Source organism: Streptomyces sp. NH27 (genome assembly GCF_056859195.1).
The window spans coordinates 1-16,025 of sequence record NZ_JACEGK010000128.1 but is presented as its reverse complement, the minus strand read 5'-3'; the positions used below and the strand labels follow the sequence as shown (position 1 = coordinate 16,025).

Here is a 16,025-nt window from a genome sequence, read left to right as displayed (position 1 = left end):
CCGGCCGGCGTCGGGAAGACGGCCGGCCGGTGCGGCGTGCGGCTGTGCGGTGTGGAGTGGGGCGGCCAGGTCCTACTGGTCGCCTTCTTCGCGTTTGCGGTCCGCCTCCGCCTGCTTGGCCCGCACCTCGTCGTCGAAGTCGCCGGCCCCGGCAGAGCCGTCGACCTTGTCGATGGTGGCGGCCGAGTCGGCCGAGGAGCCGTTCACGGAGCCGCCGTCGAGCGGGTCCACCACCGTGAGGGTGGCGCTGCCGTTCATCGACGCCCGGTCCGCCACATCGGTGGCCTCGGACGGCTCGACCAGCCACTCCGGGTTGTTCTGCTTGTTCCACCACTTCCAGGCGGCGACCGCGGCGCCGCAGCACACGGCCACCAGCACCACGTCGCGAGCGGCTCGTCCGGCCTTCGCGCGGCGCATCCGGCGCCGGACCAGCCGGTCGATGTCGGTGGCCGACACCTGGCCGCGCAGGGCCTGCAGGGCGGCAGCACCGCGCAGCACGACCTCGTCCTTGGCCGGACCGGCCACGGAACGGGTTGCGGCGACCGCGGTGCTCACCTTCGGGGCCGTGTAGTCGGTGGCGGCCTTCGCGCCGTCCGCGGTGCGGCGGGCCGCGATCTCCACGGCGCTCGCGGCCTTGGGCGGCACCGCGGCCCACGCCTGCTCGCGGGCCTGGCCGACCCGGGGGGCGAGTTTGGCTTCGTACTGCTGCCTGGCGACGGCTCCCGCCTGGCGCCCGTAGACGCCTGCCTGCCTGCCGTACTGCCTGCCGTAGACCATGGCGTTCTCCTTGGCCGTGGTCGCGTACGGTGCCGCCACCTCCGCGGCGTGCCGCACGCTGTCCTTCGTCACGTCGGCCGCATGGCGCACGCTGTCGATGCGGGTCACAGGAACCTCCTCCTCGGTGGTTCGGTGGCGTACGGTTTTCGCCTGTCCACCCGGTTTGAAATCATGCCCGGCCGCCTGAAGTACGGCATGTGCGGCAAGGCATACGGGTCAGTCGGCCCGATTCCCGTGGTACCCACCGCGGTGCCGCCGGGCGGGGACACGCATCAGGCCGACGGCACCGGACGGACCGTGCGAGGATTTGTCCCTGTCAGTGAAGATTCATGGAAGGTAGAACGTGGCCGAGCAGCTCTACGCCACCTTGCGGACCAACCGCGGGGACATCGTGATCCGGCTGCTGCCGAATCACGCCCCGAAGACGGTCGCGAACTTCGTCGGGCTCGCCGAGGGCAGCCGGGAGTGGACCGATCCGCGGACCGGTGATCCGTCGCACGCGAAGCTCTACGACGGCACCGTCTTCCACCGAGTCCTGTCGGGCTTCATGATCCAGGGCGGTGACCCGCTGGGCGACGGCACCGGCGGCCCCGGCTACGAGTTCCCCGACGAGTTCCACACCGACCTGGCCTTCGACCGGCCCTACCTGCTGGCGATGGCGAACGCGGGCCCGAACACCAACGGCTCGCAGTTCTTCGTCACCGTGGCGCCGACCACCTGGCTGACCCGCAAGCACACCATCTTCGGCGAGGTCGCCGACGGCGACAGCCGGAAGGTGGTGGACGGCATCGTCGGCACCCCGACCAACCCGCACACCAACCGCCCGCTCAGCGAAGTGGTCCTGGAGACGGTGCTGATCGACCGGCACACCTCCTGACGCCGATCCCGTAGTCTTCGGGGAACATCGCGCCCCGCCCGCACGTACTAGTGGGCGGGGCGTACGGGTGCACAGCCGGCGCAAGGCGCGGGCACAGGTGCGCACAGGTTGTCGTCGGGTGTCATCAGGGAGTGGACTTCATGGACCAGGCGGTCTGCTGCTATCGGCATCCCGACCGGGAGACCGGTATCCGCTGCACCCGGTGCGAGCGGCCGATCTGCCCTGCCTGCATGGTCAGCGCGTCGGTCGGGTTCCAGTGCCCGGAGTGCGTGGCCCGGGCCAACCAGTCCGCCCACCACACCTCCCAGCCCCGTACGGTGACCGGCGGCCGGGTCGGCGCGGGCGACCCGTTCCTGATCACGAAGATCCTCATCGCGGTCAACGTCGCGCTGTGGCTGGTGGAGCTGGCGGTCGGCGGCGGCGGAGCCGGCACGGTGTCGGAGAACTACGGGCTGTACGCGGTTTGCGGGCACGACATGTTCGGCCACCAGGTGTGCGGCGGCGCCGCCGACGGGCAGTGGTACCGGGTGATCACCTCGGCGTTCCTGCACGAGCGCGGCAACCCGCTGCACCTGGGCTTCAACATGCTGACCCTGTGGTGGATCGGCGCCCCGCTGGAACAGCGGATCGGCCGGGCGCACTACATCGCGCTGTACTTCGTCTCCGCGCTGGGGGCTTCCGCCGCGGTGCTGCTGCTCGCGCCGGACGCCCTCACCATCGGTGCCTCGGGAGCGATCTTCGGACTGTTCGGCGCGACCGCGGTCTACATGCGGCGGGCGCGCTACGACATGCGGCCGATCCTGATCCTGCTCGGCCTGAACATCCTCTTCAGCTTCACCTGGAGCGGGGTGAGCTGGCAGGCACACGTCGGCGGTCTGGTGGCCGGCACCCTGGTGGCCATAGGGATGCTCTACGCCCCGCGGGAGCGGCGGTCGCTGGTGCAGTGGGGGTCCACCGCGGCGGTGCTGGTGGCCTCGCTCGCCCTCATCGGGGTGGCTGTGGCGCAAGTCACGGGCTGACCGCCGAGCCGCCCGTGTCCCTGGCGTTGATCAGACGTTATCCACAGCGGGACGGAACCTCTGGGGGCGGCTCACCGCGTTGTGCACAACTGGTGGGAAGCGCTGTTCGGAGGGTCACCAGGCCCGATTTGGCCGGGTTTTCCCTACAAGATCAACGAGAGACCGGTGGCCGCCGTAGCGACCACCGGTCGTATCGGCGTCAACTCCGTAGAGGTTATCCACAGATCTTCTGACCTTTTCCCCACTGTGGATAACCGTGTGGACAAGTGCGCGAGACCACGCTCGACGTGCTACTTCCACTGCGTGGAGACGACGAAGCCGCCGGCGATGAAGCCGAAGCCGACCACGATGTTCCAGTTGCCGAACGCGTCCACCGGGAGGTCGCCCCGCGTCACGTAGAACAGGACGATCCAGGCCAGCCCGACGACGAAGAACGCCAGCATCAGTGGCGCGACCCAGCCGCGGTTGTTGAGCTTTATCGCGGTGGCGTTCTTGGAGGGGGGCGGGGTGAAGTCCGCCTTCTTGCGGATCCGTGACTTCGGCACGAGGGATCTCCTGTCGATGCGCTGCGTAACCGCACGGGTCTGTGGGGTCAGCCCGGCGGGTGAGGGGCGGTGGGAGGCGGTGCCGCTCCCGGGCGTCCGTTAGCGTAGTGCTTCCCTTGGGTTGTAAGGAGAAGGGTATTTGGTGACCGGAGCCGGTGGCACCTCCCCTGCCCCTACATCTCGCGCTGTATCCCGCACGGTAGCGCTGCGCGTGCTCAGTGCGGGAGTCTTCGCGCTGGCCGGACTGATCTTCTGGACGAGCTTCGACACCGCGAAGGGCGTCGACATCCGCAGCGACGACCCGTTGCCGAAGCTGTCGGACAACATCCGCGCGAAGAACGCGCAGAACGAGAAGCTGGACCAGCAGCTCGCCGACGTCCGCTCCGACGTGGACCGGCTGACCCGGCAGCGCGGCGGCCTCAGCCCCGCCGAGCGGGCCCGGAGCGACGCCCTCGGCAAGGCGGCCGGCACCTCCCCGCTGACCGGACCGGCCCTCGAGGTCACGCTCGACGACGCCCCGCCGAACGCCACCCCGCTGGTGCCGGGCGTGCCCGACCCACAGCCGAACGACCTGGTCATCCACCAGCAGGACCTCCAGGCCGTGGTGAACGCGCTGTGGCAGGGCGGTGCCCAGGGCATCCGCGTCATGGACCAGCGGCTGATCGAGACCAGCGCGGTCCGCTGCGTCGGCAACACCCTCATCCTCCAGGGCCGGGTGTACTCCCCGCCCTACCGCATCACCGCGATCGGCGACCAGAGCCGGCTGCGCAAGGCGATCGACGCCAGCCCGGCGATCCGCAACTACCTGGAGTACGTCAAGGCGTACGGCCTCGGCTGGAAGATGACGGCGGCCGGCCGGACCACGCTGCCCGGGTACACCGGATCGGTGGACCTCCGCTATGCGACGCCTGTGGACCAGCGGTGAACGGCCTCGCCCGCCACCGGCCCGGACAGGTGTGCGCACAGGTCGATTCCATGTCGAAGCTTTGTCCCGTGAACCCCCCTTGGTCGCCGATCTCCCTTTACCCTGTTGCGGGGACTCAGAAGGAAGGCACCGCATGTACGGCTGGATCTGGCGGCATCTGCCGGGCAACGTGTGGGTGAGGACGATGATCTCACTCGTGCTGGCCCTCGCGGTCGTCTACATCCTCTTCCAGTACGTGTTCCCGTGGGCGGAGCCGCTGCTGCCGTTCAACGACGTCACCGTCGACAACGGGATGACCGCAATCCAACACGGAGCGGCCGCCGTCCGATGAGCGCACGCATCCTCGTGGTCGACAACTACGACTCCTTCGTCTTCAACCTGGTCCAGTACCTCTACCAACTCGGCGCCGAGTGCGAGGTGCTGCGCAACGACGAGGTGGAACTCGCGCACGCCGACGAGGGGTTCGACGGGGTACTGCTCTCCCCCGGCCCCGGCACCCCCGAGGAGGCCGGGGTGTGCGTGGACATGGTCCGGCACTGCGCGGAAACCGGCGTACCGGTCTTCGGCGTCTGCCTTGGTGTGCAGTCCATGGCGGTGGCCTACGGCGGGGTGGTCGGCCGGGCGCCGGAACTGCTGCACGGCAAGACCTCGGCGGTGGTGCACGAGGGCTCCGGCGTCTTCGCGGGGCTGCCCTCGCCCTTCACCGCCACCCGCTATCACTCGCTCGCGGTCGAACGGGACTCGCTCCCCGACGAGTTGCGGGTGACCGCCTGGACGGAGGACGGGATCATCATGGGGCTCCGGCACCGCCACGCCGCCGTCGAGGGAGTGCAGTTCCACCCGGAGTCGGTGCTCACCGAGTGGGGTCACCGCATGCTCGCCAACTGGCTCGCCGAGTGCGGTGAACCGGGGGCGGTGGAGCGGTCGCACGGACTGGCCCCGGTGGTCGGGACGGGCGTACCCGTCGGGCGGGCCGGGAGGTGACCACGCTCCGGCCGGAGCGTCCCGCCGACAGCCCGATGTCCTACGAGGACACCGGGCAGTTCGAGGTTGCCGTCGGACAGCTCGCCGACCCCCTCAACGACCCGCTGCCCGGCCACCCCCCGGTGGTCGAGGGTCCGCCGCAGGGCCCGCCACAGGGTTCGCCCTGGTTCCGCGGGCCGGAGATGGCGCGGCCGCCGGCGCCGGAGACTGCGCAACCGCCCATGCCGGAACCGATGGCCGGGCCACCGATGCCGGAACAGATGGCGCCCCCGCTGCATACACCGCCGACGACGCCCGCCCCGACGCCCGAACCCCTCTCGGTGCCGCGGCCGGACGAGACCGCGCGGCTTCCCCTCCTCACCGAGGCGGAGGAGGCAGCTCCCGCGGCCACCCTCGCGCCGGCACCCGGATCAGCCGGATCACCCGGACTGCCCGGTACGGACGGTGGTCGTGCCGCCAGACGCAAGGCGGCCGCCCGCGGCGGGCACCACGCCCGGGGCCGCAACGCCCCCTCGACGGCCGCGGCGAACGCCACGTCAGCCGCGTCCGCCTCCGCCGCCGGACAGCCGCCGGCCGCGCCGCTGAGCCGGGTCGAGGCCCGCCGCGCCGCGAAGGCCGCCAAGGACAGCCCCGCGGTGGTGCTCAGCCGGATCGTCGGCGAGTTGTTCATCACCCTCGGCGTCGTGATGCTGCTGTTCGTCACCTACCAGCTGTGGTGGACCAACGTCCGGGCGCACGCCCAGGCCAACAGCGCGTCGAACAACCTGGAACACCAGTGGGACAGCGCCTCGGGTGATCCCAACCGGGCGGCGGGCACCTTCTCCCCCGGCCAGGGCTTCGCGATCATGTACATCCCGAAGCTGGACGTCAAGGCCCCGATCGCCCAGGGCGTCAGCACCACCAAGGTGCTCAACAAGGGCATGATCGGCCACTACGACGGCGCCCCCGTGAACACCGCGATGCCGTGGGACAAGACCGGCAACTTCGCGGTCGCCGCCCACCGCAACACGCACGGCGAGCCCTTCCGCTACATCAACCACCTGGTCTCCGGCGACAAGGTGGTGGTCGAGACGTCCACCACGTACTACACGTACACCGTGACCACTTCGCTGGCGGCCACCCCGCCGAGCAACGTCAGCGTCCTCGAACCCGTACCGCCCGGGTCCGGCTTCACCATGCCGGGCCGCTACATCACGCTCACCACGTGCACCCCCGAGTTCACCAGCACCAACCGGCTGATCGTCTGGGGCAAGCTCACCGAGGAGCGGCCGCGCAGCAAGGGCAAGCCCGACGCGCTCGTCAATGGCTGAGGGCGCGACAACAGAACGGAACAGCGTGACCACCGAGAACCGCACCGGGCGGGGCCGCGTCGCGGCCCCCATCAGCGTCATCGGCGAGGTCCTCATCACCGTGGGGCTGATCCTCGCGCTGTTCGTCGTCTACTCGCTGTGGTGGACGAACGTGATCGCCGACCGGCACGCGCGCAAGGCGGGGGACAAGGTCCGCCAGGACTGGGCCCAGGGCCCGTCGGGCGGCGGCAACAGCGCCCCGCGCGGCCTGGACACCAAGGACGGCATCGGCTTCCTGCACGTGCCGGCGATGGGCAGGAACTACGAGGTCCTGGTGAAGAAGGGCACGTCCACCGACGTGCTCAACGAGGGCGTGGCCGGCTACTACACCAAGCCCACGCCGGCCGCGATGCCCTGGGACAGCAGCGGCAACTTCACCGTCGCCGCGCACCGCGACGGCCACGGGGCGAAGTTCCACGACATCAACAAGATCCACAAGGGCGACGCGGTCGTCTTCGAGTCCAAGGACACCTGGTACGTCTACAAGGTCTACAAGGTCCTCGACGAGACCTCGAAGTACAACGTCGCGGTGACCGACCAGGTCCCCAAGGAGTCCGGCAAGACCAAGCCGGGCCGCTACATCACGCTCACCACCTGCACGCCCGTCTACACCTCGCTCTACCGCTACGTGGTCTGGGGCCAGCTGGTGCGTACGGAGAAGGTCGACGCGCAGCGGACGCCGCCGCCGGAACTGGAGTAACGGCCAGGGCGCCCTCGGACAGGGCGCCCGGACGTAGGGCCGGGGCCGGCGGAGGGCCTGACGGCTCGGGTCTGACCCGTTCGGACATGACGGAGGGCCCGCAGCTTTCCAGCCTGCGGGCCCTCCGTCGTCGTTCGCCGTGGGTGCCCGGCCTCAGTGGCCGAAGCCGTTGCCGCCGATCGCGGTGAGCGTCACCGACTGCCCCTCATGGAGCTGGGTGCCCGCCACCGGGTCGACCTGGATGACCTTGGCATTGTCATCGGCCTGGTTGCCCGTCATGTCGACGGCGGTGATCTGCAGGTCGAGGTTCAGCGCCTGGAGTTCCTGCTTGGCCTGACCGACGGTCTGGCCCGTCAGGTCGCCCGGCATGGTCGCCGGCGGCTGCTGGGTCTGCTGCGGGCCCGCGGAGACGGTCAGCACGATCGCGGTGTCCAGCGACTGCTCGCCCGCGCTCGGATCAGGTGTCTGGCTGATGATCTCGCCCTGGGGGGTCTCGGCGGACGGCTGGTCCGTGCCCCGGCTGATGTTCGTGAAGCCCTGCGCCTTGAGCGCGCTGACCGCCTGGTCGTAGGTTTCGCCCTTGACGTTGGTCGGGGTGACCGTCTTCGGCGCCACCGCGACGGTCAGGGTGATCGTCGAACCCTTGGCGACCTTGGCGCCGCCCTTCGGGTCCTGGCTGAGGACCGTGCCGGCGTCCACGGTGGTGGAGGTCTGGGACTTCTGGTTCACCTGGAAGCCCTTGCCGGTCAGCTCCGTGTTCGCGTCGTCGAACTTGTCGTTGGTCACATCCGGCACCGCGATCGGCGCGGAGCCCTTCGACAGGTTGACGGTGACGGTCTTGTCCGACGGGATCGCGGAGTCCGCCTTCGGGTCCTGCTTGCAGACCAGGTTCTTGTCGACGTCGGGGCAGAACACCGCCGGGCCGTTGACCAGCTTTATGCCGACGTTGTCCGCCTTCACCTTGGCGTCGCTCAGCGAGACGTTGGTGAAGTCCGGCACGGTGCCGCCGTTCTGGGCGTGCCCGCCGAACAGCGACTTGCCGAGGAAGATCGCGCCGATCAGCACCAGGACGGCGGCGACCACCAGCAGCACCGTGGAGGTGTTGCTGGACTTCTTCTGCCGCCGCCGGTCCGGGCGGTCGTCGTACCCGTAGCCGCCGTCGTCGTCGCGGGCCGGCGGCAGCATCGAGGTCTGCGGGTCCGTCTGCGGCGGCATCGCGGTGGTGGCCGCCGCGTCGCCGTACTGGTGCGGGTAGCCGTAGCCGGCCGCGCCCATCGCGGCGGTGGCGCCGACCGGCTGGCCGTCCAGCGCCGCCTCGACGTCGGCCCGCATCTCGTCGGCCGACTGGTAGCGGTAGTCCGGGTCCTTCGTCAGCGCCTTCAGCACGATCGCGTCCATCGCCGGGGTGACCTCGGGGTCGTACACCGACGGCGGCTGCGGCTCCTCGCGCACGTGCTGGTACGCCACCGCGACCGGCGAGTCGCCGACGAACGGCGGCCGGACGGTCAGCAGCTCGTACAGCAGGCAGCCCGCCGAGTACAGGTCGGACCGGGCGTCGACCTGCTCGCCCTTGGCCTGCTCGGGCGAGAGGTACTGCGCGGTGCCGATCACCGCGGCGGTCTGGGTCATGGTCATGCCGGAGTCGCCCATCGCGCGGGCGATGCCGAAGTCCATGACCTTGACCTGGCCGGTGCGGGTCAGCATCACGTTCGCGGGCTTGATGTCGCGGTGCACGATGCCGGCCCGGTGGCTGTATTCCAGGGCCTGCAGGATGCCGACGGTCATCTCCAGCGAGCGCTCCGGCAGCAGCTTGCGCCCGGAGTGCAGCAGCTCGCGCAGGGTGGAGCCGTCGACGTACTCCATCACGATGTACGGGATCGAGATCCCGTCGACGTAGTCCTCGCCGGTGTCGTACACGGCGACGATCGAGGGGTGGTTCAGAGAGGCGGCCGACTGGGCCTCACGGCGGAACCGGGCCTGGAAAGACGGATCACGGGCGAGGTCCACCCGTAGCGTCTTCACAGCAACGGTGCGGCCGAGGCGCGTGTCATGGGCGAGGTACACCTCGGCCATGCCGCCGCGGCCGAGCACCGAGCCCAGCTCGTACCGGCCGCCGAGGCGACGCGGCTCTTCCATAGCTCTGCCCTCTCCTCAATCCCGCTGTCCCAAGCTCAACCCGACATGTGAACCTGTGCCCTACGCCTGCTCGGGGATACGCTACCGGGCGCGCCGCGCGCACATTCGGCTCAGCGGTCCGCCGATATCCGACCGGTACCTGGCTGCGACCCAATCCGGACGTGACGCGTCTCTCACTTGTTGAGCACCGCTTCCATGACGTCCTTGGCGATCGGGGCGGCGAAACCGCCACCGGAGACGTCGTCATGGTTGGCGGAGGCGTCCTCGACCACCACCGCCACGGCGACCGGCGACCCCTGGTCGGTCATCGCGTAGGAGACGAACCAGGCGTAGGGCGTGCCCTCGTTGTTGATGCCGTGCTGCGCGGTGCCGGTCTTGCCGCCGACCTTGACGCCCGCGATCTTGGCGTTGGTGCCGGTGCCCTCGTTGACGACGGTCTCCATCATCGACTGGAGCTTCTGCGCGTTCTCCGCCGACAGCGGCTGGCTCATCTGCTTGGGGCTGGTCTGTGCGATGGTGCTCAGGTTCGGGGCGACCAGCTTGTCGACCTCGTACGGCTGCATCAGCTTGCCGTTGTTCGCGATCGCGGAGGCGACCATCGCCATCTGCAGCGGGGTGGCCGTGGTGTCGAACTGGCCGATCGAGGACTGCGCGACGTGGTCGGGGCTCATCTCGGTGTCGAAGTTGCTGGCGTCCGCGCGGACCGGGACGAACTGCTCCTTGTTGAAGCCGAACTGCTCGGCCTCGTCGACCATGTCCTTGAGCCCCACGTCGGCGCCGAGCTTGCCGAAGACGCTGTTGCACGAGTACTTCAGCGCCTTGCGCAGGCTCGCGTTCTTGCAGGGGATGTTGCCCTCGTTCGGCAGCGGGGTAGTGGTGCCCGGCAGGGTGTACGGGTCCGGGGAGTCCGTATTCGTGTCGATGTCGCTGATCTTGCCGGTCTGCAGCGCCGCGGCCGCGGTGACCAGCTTGAAGGTCGAGCCGGGCGGGTAGGTCTGGCGCAGCGCCCGGTTCAGCGTCGGGTCGTCCGGGTCGTTCTTCTTTCCGACCGCGTTCCAGTTCTTCTCGTCGGTCAGCGAGGTGCCCGCGAAGGAGTTGGGGTCGTACGACGGGGTGCTGGCCATCGCGAGGATCGCGCCGGTGCGTGGGTCGAGCGCCACCACGGCGCCCTTCTTCTTGTCGAGCCCGTTGTACGCGGCGGCCTGCGCCTTGGCGTTCAGCGTGGTCACCACGTTGCCACCCTGCTTCTGCTTGCCGGTGAGCAGGTCGACGGTGCGGTTGAAGAAGAGCCGGTCGTCGTCGCCGGTGAGGAACTTGTCCTCCACCCCCTCCAGCATCGTGGTGCTGTATGCCTGCGAGGCGAAGCCGGTCACCGGCGCCCACATCGGGCCGTCGGTGAAGGTCTGCTTGTACTTGAAGTCGCTGCCGGTGGTCGTGGCGTGCCCGGTGATCGCCTTGCCGTCCACGATGATGTCGCCGCGCGGCTGGGCGAACTGGTTGATCGACACCCGCCGGTTGTGACGGTCGCTGGAGAGCTGGCCGGCCTGGACGTACTGCACGTAGTTCACGCGCACGAGCAGGGCGAGGACGAGGAGGCCGCAGAAGACCGCGACCCGTCGCAGAGGCTTGTTCACTGGCTGCGCACCACCTGGGTCGCTTCGGCATCGGGAGAGGGGGCGGGGCTCGGCGCCGGGCGTCGCGCGGTGTCGCTGATCCTCAGCAGGATGGCGACCAGGGCCCAGTTGGCGATCACCGAGGAGCCGCCCTGGGCGAGGAACGGCATGGTCATACCGGTCAGCGGGATGAGCCCGGTGACGCCGCCGGCGACCACGAAGACCTGGAGCGCGAAGCCGCCGGACAGGCCGACCGCGAGCAGCTTGCCGAACGGGTCACGCGCGGCCAGCGCGGTGCGCAGGCCACGCTCGATCAGCAGGCCGTACAGCAGCAGGATGGCCATCACACCGGCCAGGCCCAACTCCTCGCCGACGGTGGCGAGGATGTAGTCGCTCTTCGGGGCGATGCCGCCGATCAGCCGGCTGTAGCCCTCGCCGAGGCCGGAGCCGAACAGGCCGCCGGAGCCGAACGCGTAGCGGGACTGCGCGGTCTCGGTGACGCCGCCGTTCTGGAGGGCGAGCGGGTGCAGCCACTCCTGGACACGGACCTTGACGTGCGCCTCGGTGGTGCCGACCACGACGGCGCCGCCCGCGCTGAGCAGCAGGCCGAACACGATCCAGCTGGTCCGCTCGGTGGCCACGTAGAGCATGATCACGAAGAGGCCGAAGAAGAGCAGCGAGGTGCCCAGGTCGGTCTCGAAGACCAGGATCATCAGGCTGAGCGCCCAGATCGCCAGGATCGGCCCGAGGTCACGGCCGCGCGGCAGGTACAGGCCCATGAAGCGGCGGGAGGCGAGCGCGAGGGCGTCCCGTTTCACCATCAGGTAGCCGGCGAAGAAGACCGCGATGACGATCTTGGCGAACTCGCCCGGTTGGAGCGAGCCGACGCCGGGGATGGTGATCCAGATCCGGGCGCCGTAGACCGCCGGGAAGAAGATCGGCGCGATCAGCAGGGCGAGCGCCACGATCATCGAGATGTACGTGTAGCGCTGCAGGATGCGGTGGTCCTTGAGGAAGACCAGGACGATGGCGAAGAGCGCCACTCCCAGTGCCGACCACATCAGCTGCTTGGGGGCCATCGCTCCGCCGAGTTGGGGCGTGGTGATGGAGGGTTCCTGGTCGAGCCGCCAGATCAGCACCAGGCCGAGGCCGTTGAGGAGCGTGGCGATCGGCAGCATCAACGGGTCGGCGTAGGGCGCGAACTTGCGCACGAGCAGGTGCGCTATGCCCGCGATGCAGCCCAGGCCGAGGCCGTACTCCGCCAGACTCGCGGGCACGGAGCCGTGCTTGGCGAGCCCGGCGTCGGCGTACGCGAAGAGGGGGATCGCCACCGCGAAGAGCAGCATGGCCAGTTCGGTGTTGCGGCGGTTGGGCGCGCCGATCGACGTGATCGTCGTGGTGTTGCTGGCGCTCATGACGAGCCGAACCTTCCTGCTACTTCCGGTGCCGGCACTACTGCTGGTCCGTGCTGCACTGCCCGACAAGCTTCTTCTCGTCGGGCGTCAGGGACGGACCGGGTGCGGTGGTCGGGGTGGTGGTGACCTTCTTCCCGCCCTGCTTGCCTCCGGCGTTGCCGGCGGCACCGCCGGAGCCGACCGAGTCCTCGGCGTTCTTCGCCGCGTCCTTCGCCTTGTCGGCGATGCTCTTGGCATCGGCGACCTTCTTGCAGACGCCCGCCTGCTGGGCGAGTTCGTCGGCCTTGTCGTTCGCCTGCCCGAGGCTGTTGGTGGTGATGTTGCCCTGCACCTGCTTGCGCTGGTACGACGGCAGGTACTTCAGCGGGATGTCCACGCGATCGCGGTGCACCTTGGACAGGCTGAGCCCGACGAGCTTCTGGTCGATGCCCTGGTAGACCGCGACGTGGTCGCCCTTGGCGCCCACGTAGTACTGGTTCTGGGTCCAGGAGTACGCCCCGTACAGGCCGCCGGCCACCACGATCAGCACCACGAGGCTGATCAGGCTGCGCTTGGGCCACTTGCTCTTGGCGGGCTTGTCGAGGTCGGCCTCGTCGTAGCCGCCGAACGCGCCGAGCGGGGTGCCGGGCACCGGGTCGCCGCTGCCGGGCGGCCCGAACGCGCCGGACGGACCGGCCTGGTGCGGGGCGCGGCCGAGCTCGGAGGCGCGGCCGGCCGGGGTGTCCAGGTGTCGCGGGTCGTTGGGCTGCGACTGGTGTTCGGCGACCGCGCCGACCACCACCGGGGTGTCGTTGAGCTGCGCGGCCTGGGTTTCGCCGTCGTCGGTGTCCAGCACGTCGGCGACGATGCAGGTGATGTTGTCGGGGCCGCCGCCGCGCAGGGCGAGCTGGATCAGCTCCTGCACGGTCTCGTGCGGAGCCTGGTAGCCACCGAGGGTGTCTTCCATCGTCTGGTGGCTGACCACCCCGGACAGACCGTCCGAGCAGATCAGGTAGCGGTCGCCGACCCGCACCTCGCGGATGGACAGGTCGGGTTCGACCCGCTCGCCGCTGCCGAGCGCGCGCATCAGCAGCGAGCGCTGCGGGTGGGTGGTGGCCTCTTCCTCGGTGATCCGGCCCTCGTCCACCAGCCGCTGCACCCAGGTGTGGTCCTGGGTGATCTGGGTCAGGACGCCGTCCCGCAGCAGATACGCGCGGGAGTCGCCGACATGCACCAGGCCGAGCCGCTGCCCGGTCCACAGCAGGGCGGTGAGCGTGGTGCCCATGCCCTCCAGCTGCGGATCCTCCTCGACCATCTGCAGCAGTTGGTCGTTGGCCCGCTGCACGGCGGTGCCGAGCGAGGTGAGGATGTCCGAGCCGGGGATGTCGTCGTCGAGCGTGACGATGGCGGAGATCACCTCGGAGGAGGCGACCTCGCCGGCGGCCTGACCGCCCATGCCGTCGGCGATCGCGAGCAGACGGGGGCCGGCGTAGCCGGAGTCCTCGTTCCCCTCGCGGATCATGCCCTTGTGTGAACCGGCGGCGAAACGCAGGCTCAGTGACATGCGTACCTCCCCCGTCGGTTCCGGGTACATCCGCACGCTGCCCACCCTCTCGCTCGCGCGTCGTGGCTTCGCTGCCCCATTGTGCGACTACTTCCGCAGCTCGATAACGGTCTTGCCGATGCGGATCGGCGCGCCCAGCGGGACCGGGGTGGGCGTGGTCAACCGGTTACGGTCCAGATAGGTGCCGTTGGTGGAACCCAGGTCCTCGACGATCCACTGGCCGTCGGTGTCCGGGTAGATCCTGGCATGCCTGCTGGACGCGTAGTCGTCATCGAGCACAATCGTCGAGTCATGCGCTCGGCCCAGGGTGATCGTCTGGCCCTGGAGAGCCACCGTGGTGCCCGCCAGCGAACCCTCGGCGACCACCAGTTTGGTGGGGGCGCCGCGTCGCTGGCGGTTGTTCTGCGGCTGCTGGCGGGGCTGCTGCACCTGCTGCTGGCGCTGCTGCGGCGGACGGGACCGGTCGTCGCCCCGGCGCGCGCCGCGCTGGGTCACCCGGGTCCCGAACAGGTCGCTTCTGATCACCTGGACCGCGACGATGACGAACAGCCACAACACGGCGAGGAAACCCAACCGCATGACCGTCAGGGTCAGCTCTGACATTGCCCCCGCTTCACCCTTCGGCTTGCCTGTACACGATGGTGGTGCTCCCCACGACAATGCGGGAGCCGTCGCGGAGCGTAGCGCGCTGGGTGTGCTGTCCGTCTACCACGATGCCGTTTGTCGACCCGAGGTCCTGGACAACAGAGGGCGTGCCGACCCGGATTTCACAGTGCTTGCGCGATACGCCCGGGTCGTCCACCCGCACGTCGGCCTCCGTGGAGCGGCCGAGCACGAGCGTGGCGCGGGAGATCTGGTGACGGGCGCCGTTGATCTCCACCCAGCGCCGGACAGCGGCCGCGGGGGAGCCGGCCGGCACACCCGTGCCGGGCAGCCGGGTCACCGGGGCGCCGCCACCCGGCGGCGGAGCGGCGGGCATCGGCGGCGGGCCGGCCGGGCGCTGCGGCGCGCCGTGCCGGTCGGGCACGGGCCGGGCCGGGGGCGGCTGGTACGGCTGCTGCGGCTGCTGCGGCTGCGGGGCAGGCGGCTGGTACGACTGCTGCGGCGGCCGGCCTGCGGGCGGCTGGTGGCCCTGTGGCGCCTGCGGGTTCTGGGACTCGCTGGACGCCAGGGTGCGGCTGCGCACCCGGTACAGCCCGGTGTCCAGGTCCTCGGCCCGCTCCAGGTGCACCTTGATGGTGCCCATGAACGTGTAGCGCTGCTGCTTGGCGTAGTCCTTGACCATCCCGGCGAGCTCTTCGCCGAGTTGGACCGCGTACGGGCTCAGCCGCTCGTAGTCGGGGGCGCTCAGTTCGACGACGAAGTCGTTCGGTACCACGGTGCGGTCGCGGTTCCAGATCGTCGCGTTGTTGTCGCACTCACGCTGTAGTGCGCCCGCGATCTCCACGGGCTGCACCTCGCTCTTGAAGACCTTGGCGAAGGTGCCGTTCACCATGCCCTCAAGGCGCTGCTCGAAACGCTTCAGCACACCCACCGGGCACCTCCCTCCTCCGGATCGTCCGTCGACTCGATTCCGATACTGCTTACTGATCGTATCCACGCGTAGGAAAAACCGGCGGTTCCCGATCTTGCTCGGGCGGGCGGTGTCAACCCTCACACCGCGCTGCGCCTGCGCTCCTCCTACCCACTGCGATGGTAGATGGGGCCGCTGTATGCGGTCCCAGGTTCCTGCCGTCCCCCACCAGTGTCCCCAGTGTCCCGCACCGGCACGCTCCACCGCGCCGCCTCCCCCGCGGGCGTTGTGCGACCGCCGTTACCCCGAAACGGATGTGATTGCACCGCACGCGCCGTGCTAATCTTCTGCATGTCGGACGGGGCTCCCACACCAGCAAGACCTACAGGTCCAGGGCAGTGTGAGAATCCCAACGGCGGCACCCATGCGCGGGTGGCGGAATAGGCAGACGCGCTGGATTCAGGTTCCAGTGCCCGAAAGGGCGTGGGGGTTCAACTCCCCCCTCGCGCACAGCAGAAGCACCCAGGTGCTTCGACGTAGTACGGACCGGGCGGCATCGTGATCACGATGCCGCCCTTTCCCGTGTCCGGGGACCGGCGACCGAGGCGGGCCGGGGCCGGAAGGGAGTC

General features: G+C 69.6%; 15 protein-coding genes and 1 tRNA gene. 8 read left to right on the top strand and 8 right to left on the bottom strand.

The window, feature by feature from the left end; all coding sequences use genetic code 11:
• Positions 1-72: 72 nt before the first annotated feature.
• Positions 73-885: a DUF5324 family protein gene (locus AC13HU_RS13300; protein WP_483042033.1), complete on the bottom strand. Its 813-nt coding sequence runs from the start codon at positions 883-885 to the stop codon at positions 73-75.
• A gap of 235 nt (positions 886-1,120) precedes the next feature.
• Here AC13HU_RS13300 and AC13HU_RS13295 point away from each other — a divergent pair, with 235 nt between their 5' ends.
• Entirely contained in the window at positions 1,121-1,654 is a 534-nt protein-coding gene (locus AC13HU_RS13295; RefSeq protein WP_483042032.1) for a peptidylprolyl isomerase, read from the top strand.
• 140 nt (positions 1,655-1,794) lie between these two features.
• Positions 1,795-2,673 (top strand): rhomboid family intramembrane serine protease, encoded by an 879-nt coding sequence (locus tag AC13HU_RS13290; protein WP_483042031.1) that lies wholly within the window; start codon positions 1,795-1,797, stop codon positions 2,671-2,673.
• A gap of 290 nt (positions 2,674-2,963) precedes the next feature.
• On the opposite strand, the gene crgA is transcribed toward AC13HU_RS13290, so the two are convergent.
• Positions 2,964-3,218, bottom strand: coding sequence for a cell division protein CrgA (gene crgA, locus AC13HU_RS13285; RefSeq protein ID WP_483042030.1), 255 nt, complete (start codon positions 3,216-3,218; stop codon positions 2,964-2,966).
• 211 nt (positions 3,219-3,429) lie between these two features.
• Between crgA and AC13HU_RS13280 the strand changes: the two genes are divergently transcribed.
• The 5 genes from AC13HU_RS13280 to AC13HU_RS13260 all read left to right on the top strand — a co-directional run bounded on the left by AC13HU_RS13280 (position 3,430) and on the right by AC13HU_RS13260 (position 7,176).
• Positions 3,430-4,143: a DUF881 domain-containing protein gene (locus tag AC13HU_RS13280; RefSeq protein WP_483042029.1), complete on the top strand. Its 714-nt coding sequence runs from the start codon at positions 3,430-3,432 to the stop codon at positions 4,141-4,143.
• 133 nt (positions 4,144-4,276) lie between these two features.
• Positions 4,277-4,474, top strand: a complete 198-nt coding sequence (locus AC13HU_RS13275) for a hypothetical protein (RefSeq protein ID WP_483042028.1) — start codon at positions 4,277-4,279, stop codon at positions 4,472-4,474.
• Positions 4,471-5,127 carry an aminodeoxychorismate/anthranilate synthase component II gene (locus AC13HU_RS13270; RefSeq protein ID WP_483042027.1) on the top strand — a complete coding sequence of 219 codons (657 nt, stop codon included), beginning with the start codon at positions 4,471-4,473 and terminating at the stop codon, positions 5,125-5,127. The genes AC13HU_RS13275 and AC13HU_RS13270 overlap by 4 nt, the downstream gene beginning before the upstream one ends.
• Positions 5,124-6,437, top strand: coding sequence for a class E sortase (locus AC13HU_RS13265; protein ID WP_483042026.1), 1,314 nt, complete (start codon positions 5,124-5,126; stop codon positions 6,435-6,437). The genes AC13HU_RS13270 and AC13HU_RS13265 overlap by 4 nt, the downstream gene beginning before the upstream one ends.
• Complete coding sequence (locus AC13HU_RS13260) at positions 6,430-7,176, top strand: class E sortase (protein WP_483042025.1); 747 nt, start codon at positions 6,430-6,432, stop codon at positions 7,174-7,176. The genes AC13HU_RS13265 and AC13HU_RS13260 overlap by 8 nt, the downstream gene beginning before the upstream one ends.
• Positions 7,177-7,329: 153 nt before the next feature.
• Here AC13HU_RS13260 and pknB read toward each other — a convergent pair whose 3' ends face one another.
• From pknB to AC13HU_RS13230, 6 genes are all read right to left on the bottom strand, one after another.
• Entirely contained in the window at positions 7,330-9,312 is a 1,983-nt protein-coding gene (gene pknB, locus AC13HU_RS13255; RefSeq protein WP_483042024.1) for a Stk1 family PASTA domain-containing Ser/Thr kinase, read from the bottom strand.
• 173 nt (positions 9,313-9,485) lie between these two features.
• Positions 9,486-10,946 (bottom strand): peptidoglycan D,D-transpeptidase FtsI family protein, encoded by a 1,461-nt coding sequence (locus AC13HU_RS13250; protein WP_483042023.1) that lies wholly within the window; start codon positions 10,944-10,946, stop codon positions 9,486-9,488.
• Positions 10,943-12,340 (bottom strand): FtsW/RodA/SpoVE family cell cycle protein, encoded by a 1,398-nt coding sequence (locus AC13HU_RS13245; protein WP_483042022.1) that lies wholly within the window; start codon positions 12,338-12,340, stop codon positions 10,943-10,945. Before AC13HU_RS13245 ends, AC13HU_RS13250 begins: the two co-directional genes overlap by 4 nt.
• A gap of 37 nt (positions 12,341-12,377) precedes the next feature.
• Positions 12,378-13,913, bottom strand: a complete 1,536-nt coding sequence (locus tag AC13HU_RS13240) for a Stp1/IreP family PP2C-type Ser/Thr phosphatase (protein ID WP_483042034.1) — start codon at positions 13,911-13,913, stop codon at positions 12,378-12,380.
• Between the two features lie 57 nt (positions 13,914-13,970).
• Positions 13,971-14,486, bottom strand: coding sequence for an FHA domain-containing protein FhaB/FipA (locus AC13HU_RS13235; protein WP_483042021.1), 516 nt, complete (start codon positions 14,484-14,486; stop codon positions 13,971-13,973).
• A gap of 10 nt (positions 14,487-14,496) precedes the next feature.
• Positions 14,497-15,417, bottom strand: coding sequence for an FhaA domain-containing protein (locus AC13HU_RS13230; RefSeq protein ID WP_483042020.1), 921 nt, complete (start codon positions 15,415-15,417; stop codon positions 14,497-14,499).
• 405 nt (positions 15,418-15,822) lie between these two features.
• On the opposite strand from AC13HU_RS13230, the gene AC13HU_RS13225 reads away from it, so the two are divergent.
• Positions 15,823-15,906: transfer RNA gene (locus AC13HU_RS13225), tRNA-Leu, on the top strand.
• The last annotated feature ends 119 nt before the right edge of the window (positions 15,907-16,025 follow it).